The organism is Paenibacillus sp. F4 (genome assembly GCF_002894905.1).
GTDB classification, from domain to species: Bacteria; Bacillota; Bacilli; order Paenibacillales; family Paenibacillaceae; genus Paenibacillus; species Paenibacillus polymyxa_B.
Genome location: NZ_POVS01000015.1, coordinates 193,746 through 212,036, shown reverse-complemented (window position 1 = coordinate 212,036; position 18,291 = coordinate 193,746). Strand labels below are relative to the sequence as shown.

Annotated in this window: 17 protein-coding genes; 1 reads left to right on the top strand and 16 read right to left on the bottom strand. The window is 45.8% G+C overall.

Annotation, left to right across the window (positions count from 1 at the left end; all coding sequences use genetic code 11):
- Positions 1-152: 152 nt before the first annotated feature.
- The 6 genes from fumC to C1T21_RS17900 form a co-directional block, all read right to left on the bottom strand.
- On the bottom strand, positions 153-1,541 hold the full coding sequence (gene fumC, locus C1T21_RS17925; RefSeq protein ID WP_103049206.1) for a class II fumarate hydratase: 1,389 nt from the start codon (positions 1,539-1,541) through the stop codon (positions 153-155).
- A gap of 163 nt (positions 1,542-1,704) precedes the next feature.
- Positions 1,705-3,249 carry a 2-isopropylmalate synthase gene (locus tag C1T21_RS17920; RefSeq protein ID WP_103049205.1) on the bottom strand — a complete coding sequence of 515 codons (1,545 nt, stop codon included), beginning with the start codon at positions 3,247-3,249 and terminating at the stop codon, positions 1,705-1,707.
- Positions 3,250-3,348: 99 nt separating this feature from the next.
- Positions 3,349-4,050 (bottom strand): FadR/GntR family transcriptional regulator, encoded by a 702-nt coding sequence (locus tag C1T21_RS17915; RefSeq protein ID WP_103049204.1) that lies wholly within the window; start codon positions 4,048-4,050, stop codon positions 3,349-3,351.
- A 155-nt stretch (positions 4,051-4,205) separates the two neighbouring features.
- Positions 4,206-5,225 carry an aldose 1-epimerase gene (locus tag C1T21_RS17910; RefSeq protein WP_103049203.1) on the bottom strand — a complete coding sequence of 340 codons (1,020 nt, stop codon included), beginning with the start codon at positions 5,223-5,225 and terminating at the stop codon, positions 4,206-4,208.
- Positions 5,226-5,362: 137 nt separating this feature from the next.
- Positions 5,363-6,166 (bottom strand): MBL fold metallo-hydrolase, encoded by an 804-nt coding sequence (locus tag C1T21_RS17905; RefSeq protein WP_061828289.1) that lies wholly within the window; start codon positions 6,164-6,166, stop codon positions 5,363-5,365.
- Between the two features lie 126 nt (positions 6,167-6,292).
- Complete coding sequence (locus C1T21_RS17900) at positions 6,293-6,589, bottom strand: hypothetical protein (RefSeq protein WP_103049202.1); 297 nt, start codon at positions 6,587-6,589, stop codon at positions 6,293-6,295.
- Positions 6,590-6,751: 162 nt separating this feature from the next.
- On the opposite strand from C1T21_RS17900, the gene C1T21_RS17895 reads away from it, so the two are divergent.
- Positions 6,752-7,984 (top strand): aminopeptidase, encoded by a 1,233-nt coding sequence (locus C1T21_RS17895; protein ID WP_025722749.1) that lies wholly within the window; start codon positions 6,752-6,754, stop codon positions 7,982-7,984.
- 483 nt (positions 7,985-8,467) lie between these two features.
- Here C1T21_RS17895 and C1T21_RS17885 read toward each other — a convergent pair whose 3' ends face one another.
- From C1T21_RS17885 to bcaP, 10 genes are all read right to left on the bottom strand, one after another.
- Entirely contained in the window at positions 8,468-9,586 is a 1,119-nt protein-coding gene (locus C1T21_RS17885) for a glycerol dehydrogenase (RefSeq protein WP_103049201.1), read from the bottom strand.
- 36 nt (positions 9,587-9,622) lie between these two features.
- Positions 9,623-10,630: a biotin synthase BioB gene (gene bioB / locus C1T21_RS17880; RefSeq protein ID WP_103049200.1), complete on the bottom strand. Its 1,008-nt coding sequence runs from the start codon at positions 10,628-10,630 to the stop codon at positions 9,623-9,625.
- 204 nt (positions 10,631-10,834) lie between these two features.
- On the bottom strand, positions 10,835-12,136 hold the full coding sequence (locus tag C1T21_RS17875; RefSeq protein ID WP_134902212.1) for a hemolysin family protein: 1,302 nt from the start codon (positions 12,134-12,136) through the stop codon (positions 10,835-10,837).
- A gap of 388 nt (positions 12,137-12,524) precedes the next feature.
- The gene (gerQ, locus tag C1T21_RS17870; RefSeq protein ID WP_103049198.1) at positions 12,525-12,980 is read right to left on the bottom strand and encodes a spore coat protein GerQ; all 456 of its coding nucleotides are present in this window, start codon (positions 12,978-12,980) and stop codon (positions 12,525-12,527) included.
- A gap of 52 nt (positions 12,981-13,032) precedes the next feature.
- Positions 13,033-13,455, bottom strand: coding sequence for a cell wall hydrolase (locus C1T21_RS17865; protein WP_103049197.1), 423 nt, complete (start codon positions 13,453-13,455; stop codon positions 13,033-13,035).
- 120 nt (positions 13,456-13,575) lie between these two features.
- The gene (locus C1T21_RS17860) at positions 13,576-14,325 is read right to left on the bottom strand and encodes an SDR family NAD(P)-dependent oxidoreductase (protein ID WP_103049196.1); all 750 of its coding nucleotides are present in this window, start codon (positions 14,323-14,325) and stop codon (positions 13,576-13,578) included.
- A gap of 136 nt (positions 14,326-14,461) precedes the next feature.
- Entirely contained in the window at positions 14,462-14,857 is a 396-nt protein-coding gene (locus tag C1T21_RS17855; RefSeq protein WP_013371386.1) for a DUF2500 domain-containing protein, read from the bottom strand.
- A gap of 189 nt (positions 14,858-15,046) precedes the next feature.
- Positions 15,047-15,229 (bottom strand): hypothetical protein, encoded by a 183-nt coding sequence (locus tag C1T21_RS17850; RefSeq protein WP_061828281.1) that lies wholly within the window; start codon positions 15,227-15,229, stop codon positions 15,047-15,049.
- Positions 15,230-15,382: 153 nt separating this feature from the next.
- The gene (locus C1T21_RS17845; protein WP_103049195.1) at positions 15,383-16,633 is read right to left on the bottom strand and encodes a WD40/YVTN/BNR-like repeat-containing protein; all 1,251 of its coding nucleotides are present in this window, start codon (positions 16,631-16,633) and stop codon (positions 15,383-15,385) included.
- A gap of 163 nt (positions 16,634-16,796) precedes the next feature.
- A complete protein-coding gene (gene bcaP, locus C1T21_RS17840) occupies positions 16,797-18,188 on the bottom strand; it encodes a branched-chain amino acid transporter BcaP (protein WP_103049194.1) in 1,392 nt (463 codons plus the stop codon).
- Positions 18,189-18,291: the final 103 nt, after the last annotated feature.

The window sequence follows — 18,291 nt, the reverse complement described above, 5'->3', positions numbered from 1 at the left end:
CTATATACCCTCAAATCACACGGAATACTAATCTTAAGTAAAAAAATATATGAGAAAACCAAAAAATCCAGCTCATGGTCTGTGCTAAATCGCACTCCATGAGCTGGTTTGTATATTTTTTATAAGGCTTAAGCAGAGACAATCGTCGTGCTCTAGGCTTTAGGATGAATCATATGCGCAGGTACAACATATTGATCGAACTGTTCTTCAGTCAACAGTCCGCTGCGGAGTGCCGCTTCTTTTAGGGACAGTCCTTCTGCATGTGCAAGTTTGGCGATTTTAGCGGCATTTTCATATCCGATATGTGGATTCAATGCCGTCACCAGCATCAGCGAATTATTCAAATTGTGCTCAATTTTAGCGAGATCAGGCTCAATGCCGATCGCACAGTTGTCATTAAAAGCAACAATGGAATCGGCCAGCAGATGAACAGACTGCAAAAAATTGTATATGATTACTGGCTTAAACACGTTCAGTTCAAAATTACCCTGACTCGCAGCAAAACCAATAGCTGCATCATTACCCATTACTTGCGTAACGACCATTGTCAGTGCTTCACTCTGAGTCGGATTCACCTTACCTGGCATGATGGAGCTACCTGGCTCGTTAGCAGGAATCGTGATTTCCCCCAAGCCGCTACGCGGACCACTTGCCAGCCAACGAACATCATTGGCGATTTTCATCAAATCGGCCGCGAGCGCTTTGACTGCTCCATGTACGGCCACCACTTCATCGTGGCTGGTCAGTGCATGAAATTTATTGGGTGCGGAAGTGAACGTTTTGCCAGTGAAACTGGAAATTTCCGCAGAGGTTCGGGAGCCGAACTCTGGATGAGCGTTAATTCCTGTCCCCACCGCGGTTCCGCCAATCGCCAGCTCCTTCATGTATTGCACCGTGTCGATGATAATTCGCTTGCTCTTGTCCAGCATGGCATACCAGCCGCTTATTTCCTGACCCAGCGTAAGCGGTGTCGCATCTTGTAAATGGGTTCGCCCAATTTTTATAATATCCTTGAATTGCTCTGACTTCTGTTGAAAAGTCTCTTTCAGCTTATCAATGGCAGGCAACAAACGGTCCTCCACTGCAATGACACCCGCTACATGAAGCGCCGTAGGAAACGTATCATTTGAGCTTTGCGACATGTTTACATCGTCATTGGGATGCAGCTTCGTATCTTTTCCCTGCTCTTGTAACCATTGGCTTCCCAGATGAGCAATCACTTCATTCACATTCATATTGGACTGCGTACCGCTCCCTGTCTGCCATACAACCAACGGGAAATGGTCATCGACCCGCCCTGCGAGAATTTCGTCCGCTGCATAAATAATGGCGTCCTGCTTCTCCTGTGATAGCTTACCCAGCTTATAGTTACTGATCGCCGCGCTTTTTTTAAGCACCGCGAACGCCTGTATGACCTCTAATGGCATTTTCTCCGAGCCAATCGGAAAATTTTCCTTGCTGCGCTGTGTTTGCGCTCCCCACAGACGGTCTGCCGGTACCTTGATTTCGCCCAACGTATCCTTTTCGATGCGGTAGTTCAACTCATTTCCTCCTCTTGGCCTATGTAATTCAGACAAAATATGGTGCTCTCTCTTGCCTATTATACATTAAATTTCAAATGTTATCATTTATTTTGCAAGCGCTTTTTTACGATGAGGCCAGAGGAGGCGAAAGGAAATTTCATTTACAGCATGGCTACTATGTTCAACTAATGGTGATATTGCTTTTGCCATGGACTTCTTTTCTGCCCAGTAGCTTGTTCAGCGCATCGATGTAAGCTTTGGCGCTAGCTTCCAAAATATCAGTACTTGTGCCTCTTCCCAGAGCTGTGTACTCACCTTGCCTCAAAATAGCGTGTACTTCCCCCAACGCATCTTTGCCATATGTTACAGATTGGATTGAATAATCCTCCAACTCCACCTCTTCACCACTGGCCTTGTCTATAGCATGGAAAATCGCATCTACAGAACCGTTTCCCATTGCTACTTCATCAATTGCTGTCCCATCTTGTTTACTCAATCGAATGGATGCGACTGGAACCGACTGATTACCATAAGACACCTGAATGGAATCCAGTGTGTACATTTGAGGCGAGGCATTGCGGCTTTCGTCCATCAAAACGAGCAAGTCTTCATCCAACACCTGTTTTTTCTTATCCGTCAAGGCCTTGAATTTGTGGAACGCCTCTTGCAGCTGTTCCTCCGTCAAAGCATCAAACCCCATGTCCGCCAGTTTTTCTTTAAATGCATGTCGACCCGAGTGCTTGCCTAACACAAGTTTACTTGTCTTCAGACCAATACGCTCAGGGGACACGATCTCATACGTTGTACGTTCTTTAAGCATTCCGTCCTGGTGTATACCGGACTCGTGCGCAAACGCATTGGCTCCAACAATGGCCTTATTTCCCGGTACCGACATCCCCGTACGTTTGCTCACCAGGCGACTGGTGGCATACAGCTCCTCCAAAACCAGACTCGTTTGTGCACCATAAAGCTCGGTTCTGGTATCAAGGGCCAGTGCAACTTCCTCGATAGGTGTATTTCCCGCTCGCTCACCGATGCCATTAATAGTACCTTCAAATTGGTCTACACCATTACGGATGGCCGCCAGCGTGTTAGCTGTTGCCATGCCAAGATCATCATGACAATGTGTGCTAAGTTGTATTTTTTCGATACCAGGCACTTGTTGTTTTACGATTCTAAACATTTCACCGAACTGATCCGGCGAGGCATATCCCACCGTATCCGGTAAATTGACGACTGTCGCTCCAGCACGAATCGCCATATCCACGACTTCACAAATAAAGTCCAGCTCGGTACGGCTAGCGTCCTCTGCTGAAAATTCTACCTTGCTGAAATACTTGCGTCCATAACGAATGGCAGCAGCAGCGGTCTCTAATACTTTCGCTTTATCCATTCGCAGCTTATGTTGGCGGTGAATGGGTGAGGTAGCCAGGAATAAATGAAGACTGGCATCCTCAGCTCCTCGTAGCGCCTCTCTGACTGCATCAATATCCTGTTCTTTCGAGCGTGCAAAACCAACCAGTGTTGCTTGGGTAACCTGTTTGGCAATCTCCTGCATGCTGATAATCTCACCAGGCGAGGTTGCTGGAAAGCCGGTCTCAATCCGATCTACGCCTAATTTTTGCAGCTGAAGAGCAATTTCCACCTTTTCTGTGCTGGTTAAGCTAACTCCTGGTGATTGCTCTCCATCTCTTAACGTTGTGTCCAACACCCATATTTTGCGCATACAGATACCACCTTTGGTTTGATTTTAGGAGATGCTCAAAGTAGAAGGTTTACAAATCATTTTATTCATCCGATCATCTGATGTTTAATGTTAAAAAAATTATGAACTTCCCATATGCTTTTGCAGCTCCAGCTTGGTGCCGTCCAAATGTTGAATGCTATACAGTTCGGCAGCCTTGCCATCCTGATCCCGGATTGCTTCAAATATTTTCTCATGCTGAAGTGTAAAATGATTTTGCATCGCCGGATCGGTAATGAGATTGTTCAGCGCCTTTCGGATAGCCTCTACAAAGCTGCCATATACGTCTGTAAGCACCTTATTGCGTGTAGCTCCGGCAACAGCCAAGTGAAAAGTGATATCCGCATCCAGATACCCGTTCATATCTCCAGCGGCCAATGTCGCAGCTCGACGGTCCAGCGCCTCCCGCATCAAGCGTAAATCCTCGTCATTACGACGTAACGCTGCCAATCTGGCAATCTCCAGTTCCAACACACTCCGCACTTCATAAACCTCAATAATTTCAGCGCGGCTTAGACGGTAATCCAATGGCTCTTGAGAAGTCGTCGGTTGGCAGACAAAGGTTCCGTGTCCTTGCTTTTTCTCTAATAGACCGGCATGTACTAGAACGCTAACCGCTTCACGTACTGTAGATCGCCCGACTCCGAATAGCTTCATGAGCTCAGGCTCGGTTGGAATCTTTGTGCCTACATTCCATTCACCAGCAGCAATTTTTCGTTGCAGCTGTTCAGCTACTTCATCGGCGATTTGCTTGCGTTTGACGGCTTGAAAAGGAAAATTCATCTGATCATCTCCTGTTTCGTATCATACTATGACTGCTTGGCATTCTGCAACCTTTTTCGTCCTCCTTCCCCATTGGCCCTTACCTGTGCTTTACATACCCAAATAAAGCCTGCACCGTTGGACACGATACAGGCTTATAAGGATAAAATTAAATGCTAGGATTTCGATTTATTAGGTGAAATACAATACAAACGGCTGGTTGCTTCAAAAATATGGCCTGGAGCCAATGCAATCAATCCGATCTCCTCCGCTGGTAGGTCCGGACGATTCGGTGCATTGATCATGTTCATTTGCGGCTCAGGACAGATGAATTCCTTGTTCGCTTTGTTATTCCAGATCATCCAATGCTTATAAGCTGTACCTACATCGTATACGAGGGTAGCCCCTGTCTTACTGTGTGTCAGTTCCATGTAGTTGCGTCCATTTTGCGGAGCTGCCGTGTAATGATTATCCATAGAGGCAAAATAAGGACTAACTCCCGTCGTCTTCAGCAGTTCCTCTTCCGGAGATAAAGGCTGGAACTGACCTGTGGCCAACAACCGTTCCGTCAGCTCACGACGCTCACCGATTGTGACCTTAATCTTGTAATCCTCAGGCGAGCTATCGGGTACGAACGGAACGCGAATCGCTGTGTGAAAGGCAAATAAGTTGGGGATCGGTTGATCGCCCTCGTTATGGATCACATAACGCTGATGCAGGCCAAATTCGTCCAGGCTGTACGTTAACTTCATGGTAAAGGTGAAGGGCAAATAGCGGAACATGGGATGTCCTTCCCTTACATGCTGATTCATTACCACATAGCTGCCCTGCTCCCCAGAACCGTAGTCCTCAACCTCCCACCGAACAGTGTGTAAAAAGCCGTGCAGATGGTTGTGGGTCGCCTCTTCATTTATCGGCAGCTCATATGTAACACCATTCCACAGGAATTTTCCATCCTCATACCGATTCGGAGGGAACAGGAAAGGAATTCCGTAAACGGACGGGCTTTGCTTAAAAGCCTCTATGCTCTCAGCATCTGGCTCACGCAGAAAAGAATATCCCGTTTCATTGTCACGAAAAGAAATCAGATTTGCGCCGTTTCCCGGCAGGGCAACTGCTTCATATCGTCCAAATTTAAGACGTATCGCCGGTATTCCATAATAAAGATCACCAATTGCAGCATGTTGTTGTGTCATCAAAAAATCCTCCTTGATGAAATGACGATGTTTAATGAAAGCGTTTAGCTTTTGGCTTGACTATACCATGCTGAGCAAAAAAATTCCACGTCCACAAAAAAAACGATGCCCCGCAAGGCATCGTCTTTCACACATCACTACACATAACGGCCCTGTTTGGGTACAGCCATGTGCTCAAAGTCTCCCGCCAGTCGCTCCAGCTGATCTGTCAGCTCAGCACCATGCATGTAATGACCATGTCCTGTGACTGCAATCTCAGGCTTTAACTTGGCCAGCATTTCCACCGAACGCTGCGCAGCTTGCCAATCTGTTGTAAAATACGCAGGAGGCCCATGTATTTCTTTTTCCTGTAAAATAACGGCCAGTGCCGATTCCTGTTTCACCGTAATAAAAGCATCACCGGCCACCATTAACCTTCTTCGCTCATGAAAAAGCGATACATGACCAGGCGTATGTCCTGGCGTATGCAGCCACTTCCAACCAGGGGCACCGGGGACACTGCCATCTGGGGGCAGGGATGTGATACGATCATCGAGATCTATAGCATCATTGGGGTACAAAAAGGAGATTCCTGACATTAAACCTCCCCCTACACTAGGGTCAGGTTTTTGATAATCCTTCATTCCCGTCAAATAAGGTAATTCCAAAGGATGTGCATAAACAGGTGTACCCCAATGCTGTACCAACTCAATAACCGAACCTACATGATCAAAATGACCATGTGTAAGCACAATAGCGATCGGAGGGCCAGTGAACCGTTCCTCTGCCAGGCGTATAATCGAGTCTGTAAATCCTGTCATCCCCGTATCCACCAGTACCCAGGAACGGCTTCCCGGCTCCCCAATAAAACACATATTTACAAACAACGTCCGTAAGCTCAGGAGATCGGGAGCAGCCTCTTCATTTGCCGTCATTCCTTCGGTGAACAGATGATTTGCCAAAGCTTCACCCTCCTATTCACATGGAATTTCCTGTTAATATCGACCTTTAGGCTTCCCCCATGTCAGCAGATTATGCGGACACTGCTAAATATAATCCGCTTGTCACGAAAATAGACCATGTTTACATTACTCGGGTAATGTGCTCCATGCCGTATCTAGCAAATAGTCGAACAAATCATCGTTCTCTTCAATCCAGCTATCCATTTGCAGCATCTCTTCCTCCACCCGTGGCTCTCCCGCAAAATGGAGACTATAATCCCATTCCTTTCCCCTTTTGCTGTGGAATGTGATTTCATATACAGAACTCTGTCCCTCTACTTTAAATACCACTTGGCCCAGATAAGCACCATTCTCATCTCTTGTCATTTGTGCCTGTTGAATATGTACTTCTTTCACTTCCTGAGGTGAATTTTGCTCTGTCATTCATCTATCCGCCCTTTCATTTTCACTAAATAGTACCAAAACTGATTTGTGAACCTTTTCGTTACATTGTACAATATATAAGCTATGTGTGGAATTTGCAAAAAAACTGTGCAAGTTACCCAAGCCTTGTTTAAGGCTTTTCGTGAAATGGAGGAAAGTTACATGTCAGATTTTCAACAAAAATTGCAAAAATATGCCGAGTTGGCCGTTCGGGTCGGCGCCAATGTCCATCCTGGGCAGACACTCATCGTTCATGCGCCAATCTTGTCCGCCGAACTCGTGAGACTTATCGTCAAATCAGCGTATACTGCCGGAGCCAAGCTGGTTACAGTAAAATGGAGTGATGAGACCATTACTCGATTACAGTATGAACTAGCTCCTGATGAAACTTTTAATATTGCTCCCAAATGGTACGCAGCCGAAATGACTGAAGAGGTCGAAAATGGCGCAGCTGTACTGCATGTCATTGCAGAAAATCCGGATTTGCTTAAAGGGATTCCGTCCAGCCGAATTACTGCTGCCCAGCGCGTGCGTTCACATGAATTACGTCAATACCGCGAATATCAAATGGCCGACAAATTCAGTTGGTCTCTGATTGCTTATCCTTCAGCAGAGTGGGCTGCCAAAGTATTCCCTGATCTGCCAGCTTCAGAGCAAATGGATAAACTGTGGGATGCCATTTTCAGCACCGTGCGTGTGGATCTGGATAACCCCGTGGAGGCGTGGAAAGAGCATTTGAAAACCCTTTCCAGCAAATCTGATATTTTAAATGCCAAACGCTATAAAAAGCTGCATTATCTGGCTCCAGGCACAGACCTCACTATCGAATTGGCAAAAGATCATCTGTGGGTAGCAGCCGAAAGCGTCAACCAACAGGGACATACTTTTGTAGCCAATATGCCTACCGAGGAAGTGTTTACAGCTCCGCTCAAAACGGGAGTGAACGGTAAGGTCAGCAGCACCAAGCCACTTAGCTACAGCGGAAATATCATCGACAACTTTTCATTGACTTTTGAAAATGGACGTATTGTCGATGTACAGGCAGAGACCGGTTTGGAAACTCTTCAGCATCTCGTAGAAATGGATGAAGGTTCACACTATCTGGGTGAGGTTGCTCTCGTACCTCACAAGTCACCTATCTCTGATAAAAATATTTTATTTTATAATACGTTGTTTGATGAAAATGCCTCTAACCATTTGGCCATCGGTAATGCCTATGCATTTAACCTTAAAGGCGGCAAAGATATGACTCAAGAGCAGTTGGCTGCCAACGGCCTGAATTCCAGCCTGACACACGTCGACTTTATGATCGGTTCAGGTGAAATGGACATCAACGGCGTTACTGAGGACGGTACTGAGGAACCTATCTTCCGTAAAGGAAATTGGGCGATCTAACACGACAAAAAGGCTCTCACCGCTTCATGCGGGAGAGCCTTCTTGCTTCATTCCTATAGGCTATGTTAGATCTATTTTACAACGTGTTAATCCAAGAATTCGCTGCAATTCCAAAAACAATTTGTATCACGCTGATGATGAAAAAGACAATAAGGCAATTTACAACTCTTCGATTGGTGGTTTGATGCATGGATAAAGATGAGTTCAAAAATACGTTCTAGCTTTTAACCTTCTGCTCGCTTCCATTCACAATGATTTTTCCGCCAGTTTAGCTACGCTTGTACTCAATACTATATTGAGTACCTTGATCTTCTACATTCCATTTTGCCATAGCTAAACCCCTCGCAAATTTTAGGGGATCCATAAATATACTGCCGATATTTCCTAATTATGCACCATAAAATTACAACATAAGTTACAAGTTAAATAATGGAAAAAGGTCGCTGATCAGCGACCTTTTAATCTACTTTATTTCGTATGGGGTTAGTTTCTATGTCCAATTTTAGCCTTGTAGGCAAGTGAATACTGGTCAGCCGCTAAAATTGCATCAAGCACATCATCCGCTGTGACAGCAAATGGTAGATTGTGAGCAGTTTCGCCTTCTTTAGTAGCAGCCTGAGCTACCCGGTACAAATCCTCTCGGGAAGCTTCCTGTAGCTTAATGTCTTCCAGCGTGACAGGCAGATCGAGTTTTAGATAAAAGTCAATATACCGCTCCACCTCGGACAGAGGTCTTTTTTCCAAGGCAAGCTGGACTAAGGTGCCAAAAGCTACCTTCTGACCATGTGTCAGGTAATGAATGTCTCCTTCCAGAACGGTAAAACCATTGTGAATCGCATGTGCGCCTGCCAAACCGCCGCTTTCAAAGCCCAAACCGCTTAGCAACGTATTGGCTTCCACTACCGCTTCAAGCGCAGGTGTGACGACTTTGCGTTTCACGGATTCGTAAGCCTGCAGTCCGTAATCGAAAAGAACTTCTTCACACTTGGACGCAATGGCTTCTGCCGCCAAGGTTGGCAAACCACCAGCCATTGTCGTTGCGCGAGCTTCAATGACCGCACGGGCTTCAATCCACGTCGCCATGGCATCTGCAATGCCTGAGGAGAGGAACAAGGGCGGCGCTTGAGAAATGACTTTCGTGTCCACCAGGATCAGGCTCGGATTTTTACTGAAAAAGGTATACGTATCAAATGCACCATCATCGGTGTACAAAACAGATAGTGCACTAGTAGGGGCATCTGTAGAAGCAGTCGTTGGAATAATCACAACTGAGGAACCGAGTAGTTCATTAACGGCTTTGGCCGTATCCAGCGTTTTACCACCACCTACACCAATGACAATGTCGACGTGGGCGCTTCGTCCCTGATCCGCAATACGGTTGACTTCATTTTTGGATGCTTCCCCTTGAAATTCAATTTTAACCGCCGTAATATCAGCCAGTTCCAGACTTTTTACCACGCGGTCGGCTGCAATCTCCCAAACCAGCTTGTCCGCAATAACCAAGGCAGTATGGCCTAATGGCTTAACATACTCACCTGTTTTATCAATCACATTTTTCCCTTGCACATATTTACCTGGACTAATAAATACTTTTTCGCTCATCGTTTAACTCTCCCTTCCAAGTTTGTACAATTTCTATTATACGGCTGAAAAGGCACACATCTCAATTTCAAAACCAAGATCTTCAATCATTTGATGATCAAATGTGACCTCTTGGCCTTCTGTGGTTAAATAATCTCCAACAAAAATTGAATTCGCTGCATACAGGCATAACGGTTGTAATGAGCGTAAATTCAACTCTCGTCCACCTGCAACGCGTATTTCTTTGGATGGACAGATGAATCGGAACAGTGCCAGCACTTTCAAAGCTTGGATAGGTGATATTCGCTTTGCTCCCTCCAATGGGGTTCCGGGGACTGGATTCAAGAAGTTAACCGGAATAGAGTCAGCATCCAACTCCCGTAAGGCATAAGCCATTTGAACGATTTCCTCATTCGTTTCCCCCATCCCGATAATGACGCCAGAGCATGGAGACATTCCGTGAGATTGTGCCATTTTCACAGTTTCGACGCGTTGATCGTATGTATGTGTGGTTGTAATCGAGGGATAGTTGGCCTTACTTGTATTTAAATTATGATTGTATCGATGTACCCCAGCCTCTGCCAACCGCCGTGCCTGATCTCCCTTGAGAATCCCTAAGCAGGCGCAAATTTTGAGCGGCATCGTGCGATTAATTTCTTGTACTGCCTCAATCACCTGATCCAGTTCTCGATCTGTTGGACCTTTGCCGGAAGCTACGATGCAATAGGTCCCTGCTCTCCGCGCTACTGCTTCCCTAGCTCCAGCCAACAGTGATTCCTTGTCCAACATACTGTACTTGCTCACAGGCGCCGTGGATACGATAGATTGTGAGCAATAACCGCAATCCTCCGGGCATAAGCCACTTTTGGCATTAATGATCATGTTGAGCTTTACTTTTTTTTCATAAAAATGATGCCGCACCCGAAATGCAGCTTGCATAATCGGTAATAATTCCTCATCGTTGGCTTCCAGTACCGCTATGCCTTCTTCCAGCGATACACGGCTGCCGTGTATTGCTTTTTCAGCCAACGAATCCCATTCTATAACCTTGTTTAGTAAATTCATACTTCTTGCCTCCCAAAATTTAATGATCATGTAAATGGATAAGATTTTCAGCGTAGAGGAAGTTCCTTTTTTATTGTCAACCCAAAAGACTATAACGAGGTTGACAATTACACGAACATCATATCAATTCATGTCCTTTCTGTAAAGGAGACAAATTAAAAAGCGACCCCACATCGTTCAAGGTCGCTCTCCAAGTTTATTCCGTTATGAGACTCCTGCTTCTTCCACGATGATAGGCTGTTTTATCAGCCGAATACGTGAAATCCGCTTGTTTTCAACTTCTTCTACCGTGAACATACATCCCTCAAACACTACAGTCTGGCCAGGCTGTGGGGGAATAACCTCGACATGTGAGTATAGCCAGCCCCCTACCGTATCATAATCCTCATGATCAAGATCCAGTCCAAAGCGATCGTTCACTTCATCAATTAATAACATGCCGTCAATGGAAAATTCCTCGTCATTAATCTGCTCACAACTCGGACGTTCCTGATCGAACTCATCCTGAATTTCACCAACGATTTCTTCCATAATATCTTCCAGTGTTACCATACCCGATGTACCGCCATATTCATCAATCAAAATTGCGATTTGCGTCTTGCTGCGCTGCATGCGTTTGAGCAGATCACTAATTTGCGTAGATTCCGGGACAGCAAGAATCGGTCGAATCATCGTACGGGTATCCAGTGTGTTCGCCCGTAGAAGGTCCTTAATATGGATAAAGCCGATAATATGGTCCTTATCTTCGGCGCAGATTGGATAACGGGTTCTCATGCTTTCCGTCGCAATCGCGAGATTTTCTTCTGTGGACACATTACTGTATAAGCAGATCATCTCAGTTCGCGGAATCATGATTTCCCTGGCGGTCGTGTCGGTAAAATCAAATATATTATCAACAAGCGCCAATTCCGTATTATCAATTAGTCCGCTCTTATTGCTTTCTTTCATCAGAATGCGTATTTCATCTCCGGTATGCGCGGAATCGTCATTCTCGGATACCGGCTCCAGACGGAATAAACGCAGCAGGCTGTTCGCCATTCCATTTAACGCCCATATGAATGGATACATCAACTTGTAAAACCAAGTCATCAGCATGGCTGAATACAGCGTAATGGTCTCAGATTTACGAATAGCTATCGTTTTGGGCGCCAATTCACCCAACACAATATGCAGAATCGTAATAACAATAAATGCAATAACCACGGCAGTACCGTGCACATATACCGCTCCTAATCCAGCGGCTGTAAATACAGGTTCGATCAAATGTGCGATGGCCGGCTCTCCGATCCATCCTAGTCCCAACGATGCTAGTGTAATACCCAACTGGCAGGCAGACAAATAAGCGTCCAAGTTGTGTAACATATTGGCGGCGTACACGGCCTTTTTATTGCCCGCTTCCACCAATGTTTCAATACGGCTGCCTCTGACCTTCACCATGGCAAATTCCGCAGATACAAAAAAACCATTCAATAGTACTAATGCAAAAACAATAAATAAGTTAAACATACTCGGTAAAGGGTCACTCAATATGCTCCCCATCAGCCGTCATTACGGCAGACAGGCGCACCTCCTTCGGATAGTTTCATCATAGACAGAACGATAACACATCATAAGCAGCGTCAACTTCCCAACACATTCACTCCTTCCGGCTTCCAAAGCCATATTCCGCATAAATGATTAGATCATTCATCAGCTTATATTTAATTATATAACTATACTCTATACAGTCAAACCACAAGCAATGTCAGAAAAAACAGCTCCCCTATCATTTAGGTCATAAAACTCTCGTTTTCGCCGCTTACCACAAAGAAAGCTACTATATTTGAGAAAGATTATAAACAAAATACATCCCCTGCCGTCTGGCAGAGGATGTAGACTCATATATATGAAGGCATCAGCGAACCGGGGATGCACCCGGGTTCCCGATGACGCCGGGATATTGGTATAACAATGGCTCATCAAAAGTAGCATAGTCCAGATTCACCATCAGCAAAATCGTCCGCTTGCCCGTAGCCGGATCACTGATAATAATGTGGTCACGACCCGCTGCTTCCAGAATACCTTTGAATATTTTAGCATTCCATTCCCGGTTATTTTCATACGTCATATAAAAGGTACCTGTTTTACCCAAGTTCAAGCGCAAAATGTTTTCAATATATGATTGCTCAAATTGTGGAGTCTGGCTCTGTACCACCATACCAGCCGGTGTCATCGCACTACCGCTATTAACCTGAGGGGGGAAGGTGCTGATGGGCTGCATAGTTCCGACCGGATTCATCCCTCTGGGCCATTCGGGATACCCGCCACCAGCAGGATAAGAAACAGGACGGTAAGCTTGCTGTGAAATCATGTAAATTCCTCCTAAAATGGTTTTAAATTATTCAAACTCATGTTGAAGCGTTCTAATAGACGGCAGGGCAATCCTGTACAGTCGGGCTAAAAAAGCAGTGGGCTTTAAAACGTCCGGTATTAGTCTGGTTATACCAGGTGCCCGGACAGTTTCCTGCCGGTCTGAAAAACCATAATGCATTGGACGCCGGGCGTATTTTTTCCCCATTAATGACACGCTGGGCAAGACGAATGTCACGATCACGGGCTCTTTGATAAAAGTACCCCTTTTGGGTAGCTTCAAACCCGCCCGGACTCTGAAACACCATGTCGTTCATAAGACGAATCCCCCGAAAATCCAGACAATTGCCCAAAATCCTATTTACTCCGACATTGCCAACCATGAGCATCCCCTGCTCTCCTTCTCCTTCGGCCTCTGCCCGCATCAATCGGGCGAGTGTCCTAACATCCTCTGAGTTGGTCTTGATTACAGCCAACGCGTCCCCTCCTCGCTTCTCCATCACATACCCTATCGTATGGTACAAATGCCCAATGGGTGACAGTCCAGAAAAACAAAAAAATAGCCCCAAGATTGGGACTACTCATTTAGGCTTTTACTACGGCTCGTAAATCATTTTACGCGTCATGCCACCATCTACTACCAGATTCGTACCAGTTACAAAATTATTGCCGGGTTGTGTCAAATACAGACAGGCCCGTGCGATGTCCTTAGGGGTTCCTACTCGCCCAGACGGATGCTGTTGATGGTCTTCTGTACGGAGTTGCTCATAATCCCCGGTTTCAATCCATCCTGGACTGATACAATTGACCTGAATCCCGTCCTTTCCTAACGATATGGCCATCGCGTGCGTAAGGGCCACAATGGCTCCTTTGGATGCCGCGTAGGCTTCTGTATCCGGCTCTGACATGAAAGCTCGTGTTGAGGTCATATTGACCACAGAGCCACCTTCTGCGTTTCGTTTCATCACCTTAGCCGCTTCCCTAGTGGCAATAAAACAGCTGCGTACGTTTGTATTCAGAATGTCATCCCATTCTGCTATCGTTAACTCATAAGGAGATTTCCATTTGGACACGCCAGCGTTGTTAATTAGCGTATGAATCGCACCGTATTCTTCTTCCGTGGCACGGATTAGCGCTACAATATCTTCTTCCTTCCGCACATCACAAGGAATAAAAATGGCCTGATAGCCCTCGTTCCGGGCCGCTGCAGCGGCTGCGGCACCCTCCTCCTCATTGTGGTCCGCAAATACAACATGGGCACCCTGAGCAGCGTAGGCAAAAGCGACCTCTCTCCCGATGCCGTGCGCCGCTCCTGTTACAATAACAACTTGTCCCTCAAATGACACAAATCATTCCTCCTCTGAACTACACTGTTCTAGTATATATGTACCAAAATGTACTGTACAAGAAACATCTACAGCCCTCTACCTGGCTTCTCGCAGAAGGCTGTAAATGAGTCCAAAAAAATAGTTAGGCTGATTTCTACATTTTAACCTGTTCCAAGCTATAGCGATTAAGACGCTGAAACCCGATATACCTTGTACCCTGAAAAGTAAGCCGTCCCTCATCCCCTTCAGCGCATTGGCCATATTCTTCTCCAGATACTTTAAACTCCATCCGGTCGCCACTTTCCACCTCGAAGGTTACGTAATAGAAAGTATAGGTACGAGTCCCTTGTTCCTCCTGCCGCCTCTGTTGGAGATGTGTCCTTCTGGCTGTAATTCGGGAACCGACCGTCAATACAGGCTGCCTTTTATTCCGACTCCATTCCATGACTTCCCTGCCTGCAGACAACACGACAATACCCAACACGACAACGAAAAATACGGGCAGTACCGTGCCCAGCCAATCGAACATCCATAATGACTCAAAACCCATGCACCGCACTCCTCTCCGCCAGGCATTCCACAGGGAAACTACCGGGCATCCTGACCTGACCTAAGCTTTCTATAACAGTATATGTATGTTCCTGCCCAAATTTGATAGCAACCCTTAAGAACGCCAAGAGCCCCCACGGAAATATCCGGGAGGGCTCAAGATATGGCGATATCAGAATGATGCATCGATTTACACATGTACAAGCTGGAGATAACGTTGTGTTTCATCCAGAACTTCATGATTTTCGTCTTCAGCGTAACGCTCTGCACACTGCTTGCAGTCCTCTTCAGTCGTGCAACCATAGGCATCCTGGCAAGTATAACAAAATTGAAGGTAGTATTGGGTTAACATATGATCCTGATTCGCTCTCATGATTATCACTCCTATCGTTGTTTACAGGTTTAGTATAACAGCGGCTTATTCGTTAGTTTGTGATTTTTTTCACATATAGTCGTATAAAAATTAAATTTTTTAAAAATAAAACGCCCTGGGAAAAACACCCCAGGGCAATCACCTTTATAGCGATTATAAAATTCTCCAGTTCGCACCGCCGTCCGTCGTTTTCAGCAGTAGTGACTTCTTGTCATCAAGGCGCTCCAGAAGCAGCCAACCCACCGAAGAAGAAGCGAAACGGAGCTTAACTGATCGTGGGTAGTCTTTTAGCTTCAAAGGTAGTACTTTGTTGCCGGTGAGACTTGTCCACGTCTTCCCCCCATCCATTGTACGGCTCATTCCGGTCTCGGTTATGATCCACCCTTCCTTTTCGTTTAGAAACGTACGGCCAGGAATAATAGCATTAATGTTGCTACTCAGACCCAAAGGCACACCGTTCCATTGTATCCCTGTATTGTTTGTAAACAGTCCGTTATATTTTATGACGTTATCCCCATAGCAAAGAACTGGAATCCAATACGAGGTACTGCTCCCTTTCAGAGACTGCTGGGCTTCTGCTTTGGCATGAGGGCAGCCCTGAATTCTGTTAGCTACCGGCGTCCAGGTTTTCCCTTGATTCAAAGTCTTGTACAACTTAACACTGTTATCTAGATTGATCGCTACAAATCCCTGCTTGTTGGAAGAAAAGCTCATCCCCGCCAAACTGCCCCGATCGGGTAAACCTGAGCCAGATTTGTTAGATGTTATGCCAGAACTTTGCGCAACTTTATTCCATGTGGCTCCCCCGTCAGTGGTGTGATATAACAGTTTTTGTTGATCCTGCTCATTCAGTTTTACATATGCCATGATCCAGCCAGTAGTTGGATTTACATATTGAATCGAGCTCACATGATCCCCACTTGGAAGCGCTGAAACATCCCAGCTCTGTCCCCCATCTGCTGTTCTCAGAATGACGGTTGCTGTTTTGTCCAAATTTTGACGGACAACCCAACCGTGACGAGAATCAGTGAAACTGATGTCCTTTCCATATTCAAGCTTGTCTTGAAATTGGACGTTTTCGGAGGGGGAAATATTATTCCATGTCTTTCCGCCATCATGCGTATCATAAAGCCGGAGTTCATTATGGGTAACTCCCCAAACTAACCCTTTATTGTTATCAATTAAATGAAAATCCGCTATTCGCGTCTGTACTACATATTTGGCGTTAGGATCGCCCACCTTAGGAGTCACTGGTGGATTAATAGTAATCGTCTGACCCTGGTCATCAGGTTCCTGAATCGGAGGTTTAGTTAACGTATCTGGGGCTTCAGCAGAACAGGCAGTCAGTAGAATACCCGTCAGCAGCAGTACTCCCCCCAAGAGCGCACGCCAGCGCAGTTTCATATAAAAATCCTCCCTCGATGGCATGCTGTAATCACGTGCCAAAAGCTTATCTGAAACAGAATTATACCATAAACGCCTCTATGTGACACTTTTCGCGTAATGGCAAAAAAAACCGGACCCTTCACAAAAGTGCAGGATGCCGGCTTTTTTATACTAGAATTTATTAAGATTTACGGTTCAACAAACTTTTGTGGTATCCATAGAAGAAATAGATCAACAATCCAAGCAGAAGCCACACAATGAATCCAATCCAGGTGCTAATATGAAGCTGAAGCATCAGACCGATGCAAACCAAAGCACTCAAAAGTGGGAGCAGCGGAACCCACGGCACGGTAAACCCTCTTTTCAAATCAGGGCGTTTCTTGCGCAGAACGATAACCCCTACCGATACCACAGCAAAAGCGAATAGGGTTCCAATACTCGTCAGATTGGTCAGTGCATGTAACGGGAACAATCCACTAGCCAATGCGATAATGCTGCCCACCAGCCAAGTGCTTCGAATTGGCGTTTGAGTTTTGGCATTTATTTTAGATAAAAAAACGGGTAAAAGGCCATCACGTGACATGGAGAAAATTAACCGCGTTTGACCATACAAGAGCACCAATAAAACGGTCGTCATCCCCGCAATCGCACCGACTGAAATCAATCCGGCTACGAAATCCTGATGAATAAAGCGGAGAGCAAACGCAACAGGATCACTTACCCCCAACTGCGTATAAGGTACCATTCCCGTTAGCACAACTGAAACGGCAATATACAGTACCGTGCAGATCGCTAGAGAAGAAATAATGCCGATGGGCATATTCCGCTGCGGATTGCGTACCTCTTCGGCTGCAGTTGAGATTGCATCGAAACCCAGATAAGCAAAAAATACGATTGCCGCAGCACTCAAAACACCAGAAAATCCATAAGGCAAAAATGGTGTCCAGTTGGCAGGCTTTACATAAAAGATACCGATCCCAATAAATAGCAATACGACTCCGACTTTAACACAAACCATTATTAAATTGAATCGGACCGTTTCCTTGGCCCCGAGACTCAGTAACAGTGTGATGAGCATGATGATGCACACGGCAGGTAGATCAATAATGGTCCCCTTGGTCGAATCGAAGGCTGCGGTTAAAGCCAGCGGTAAATGTACATCAAATCCAGCCAGCAAGCCCTGAAAGTAAGCAGACCATCCACTACTCACAGAGGCGGCCGCCACTCCATATTCCAGAATTAGGTCCCAACCCAGTACCCAGGCCAAAATTTCTCCAAATACAATATAACTATACGCATAAGCGCTCCCAGCTGCGGGAACTGTAGATGAAAGCTCCGCATAACACAAGGCTGCCAGTACGCAGGCAATACCTGCAATAACAAAGGAGAGCATCAATCCAGGACCTGCATTTTCTGCTGCTGCCTTGCCTGTAATAACAAAAATCCCGGTACCGATAATACATCCTACACCTAGCATGGTGAGATCAAAGGCACCCATTGTTCTCTTTAAGTGACCTGTAGATCCGCTTTCCTCGTGCGGGAGCAGTCCTGTTTTTTTTCGAAATAAGTCCATATGCCGAATCCTCTTTCCATAATTTCATGCGTTAATATCGGTGCTGCAACGCTTTAGTGCGTGTTCTTATCATTCGATTAATTATTAGCGAGCTCGCCTTTGA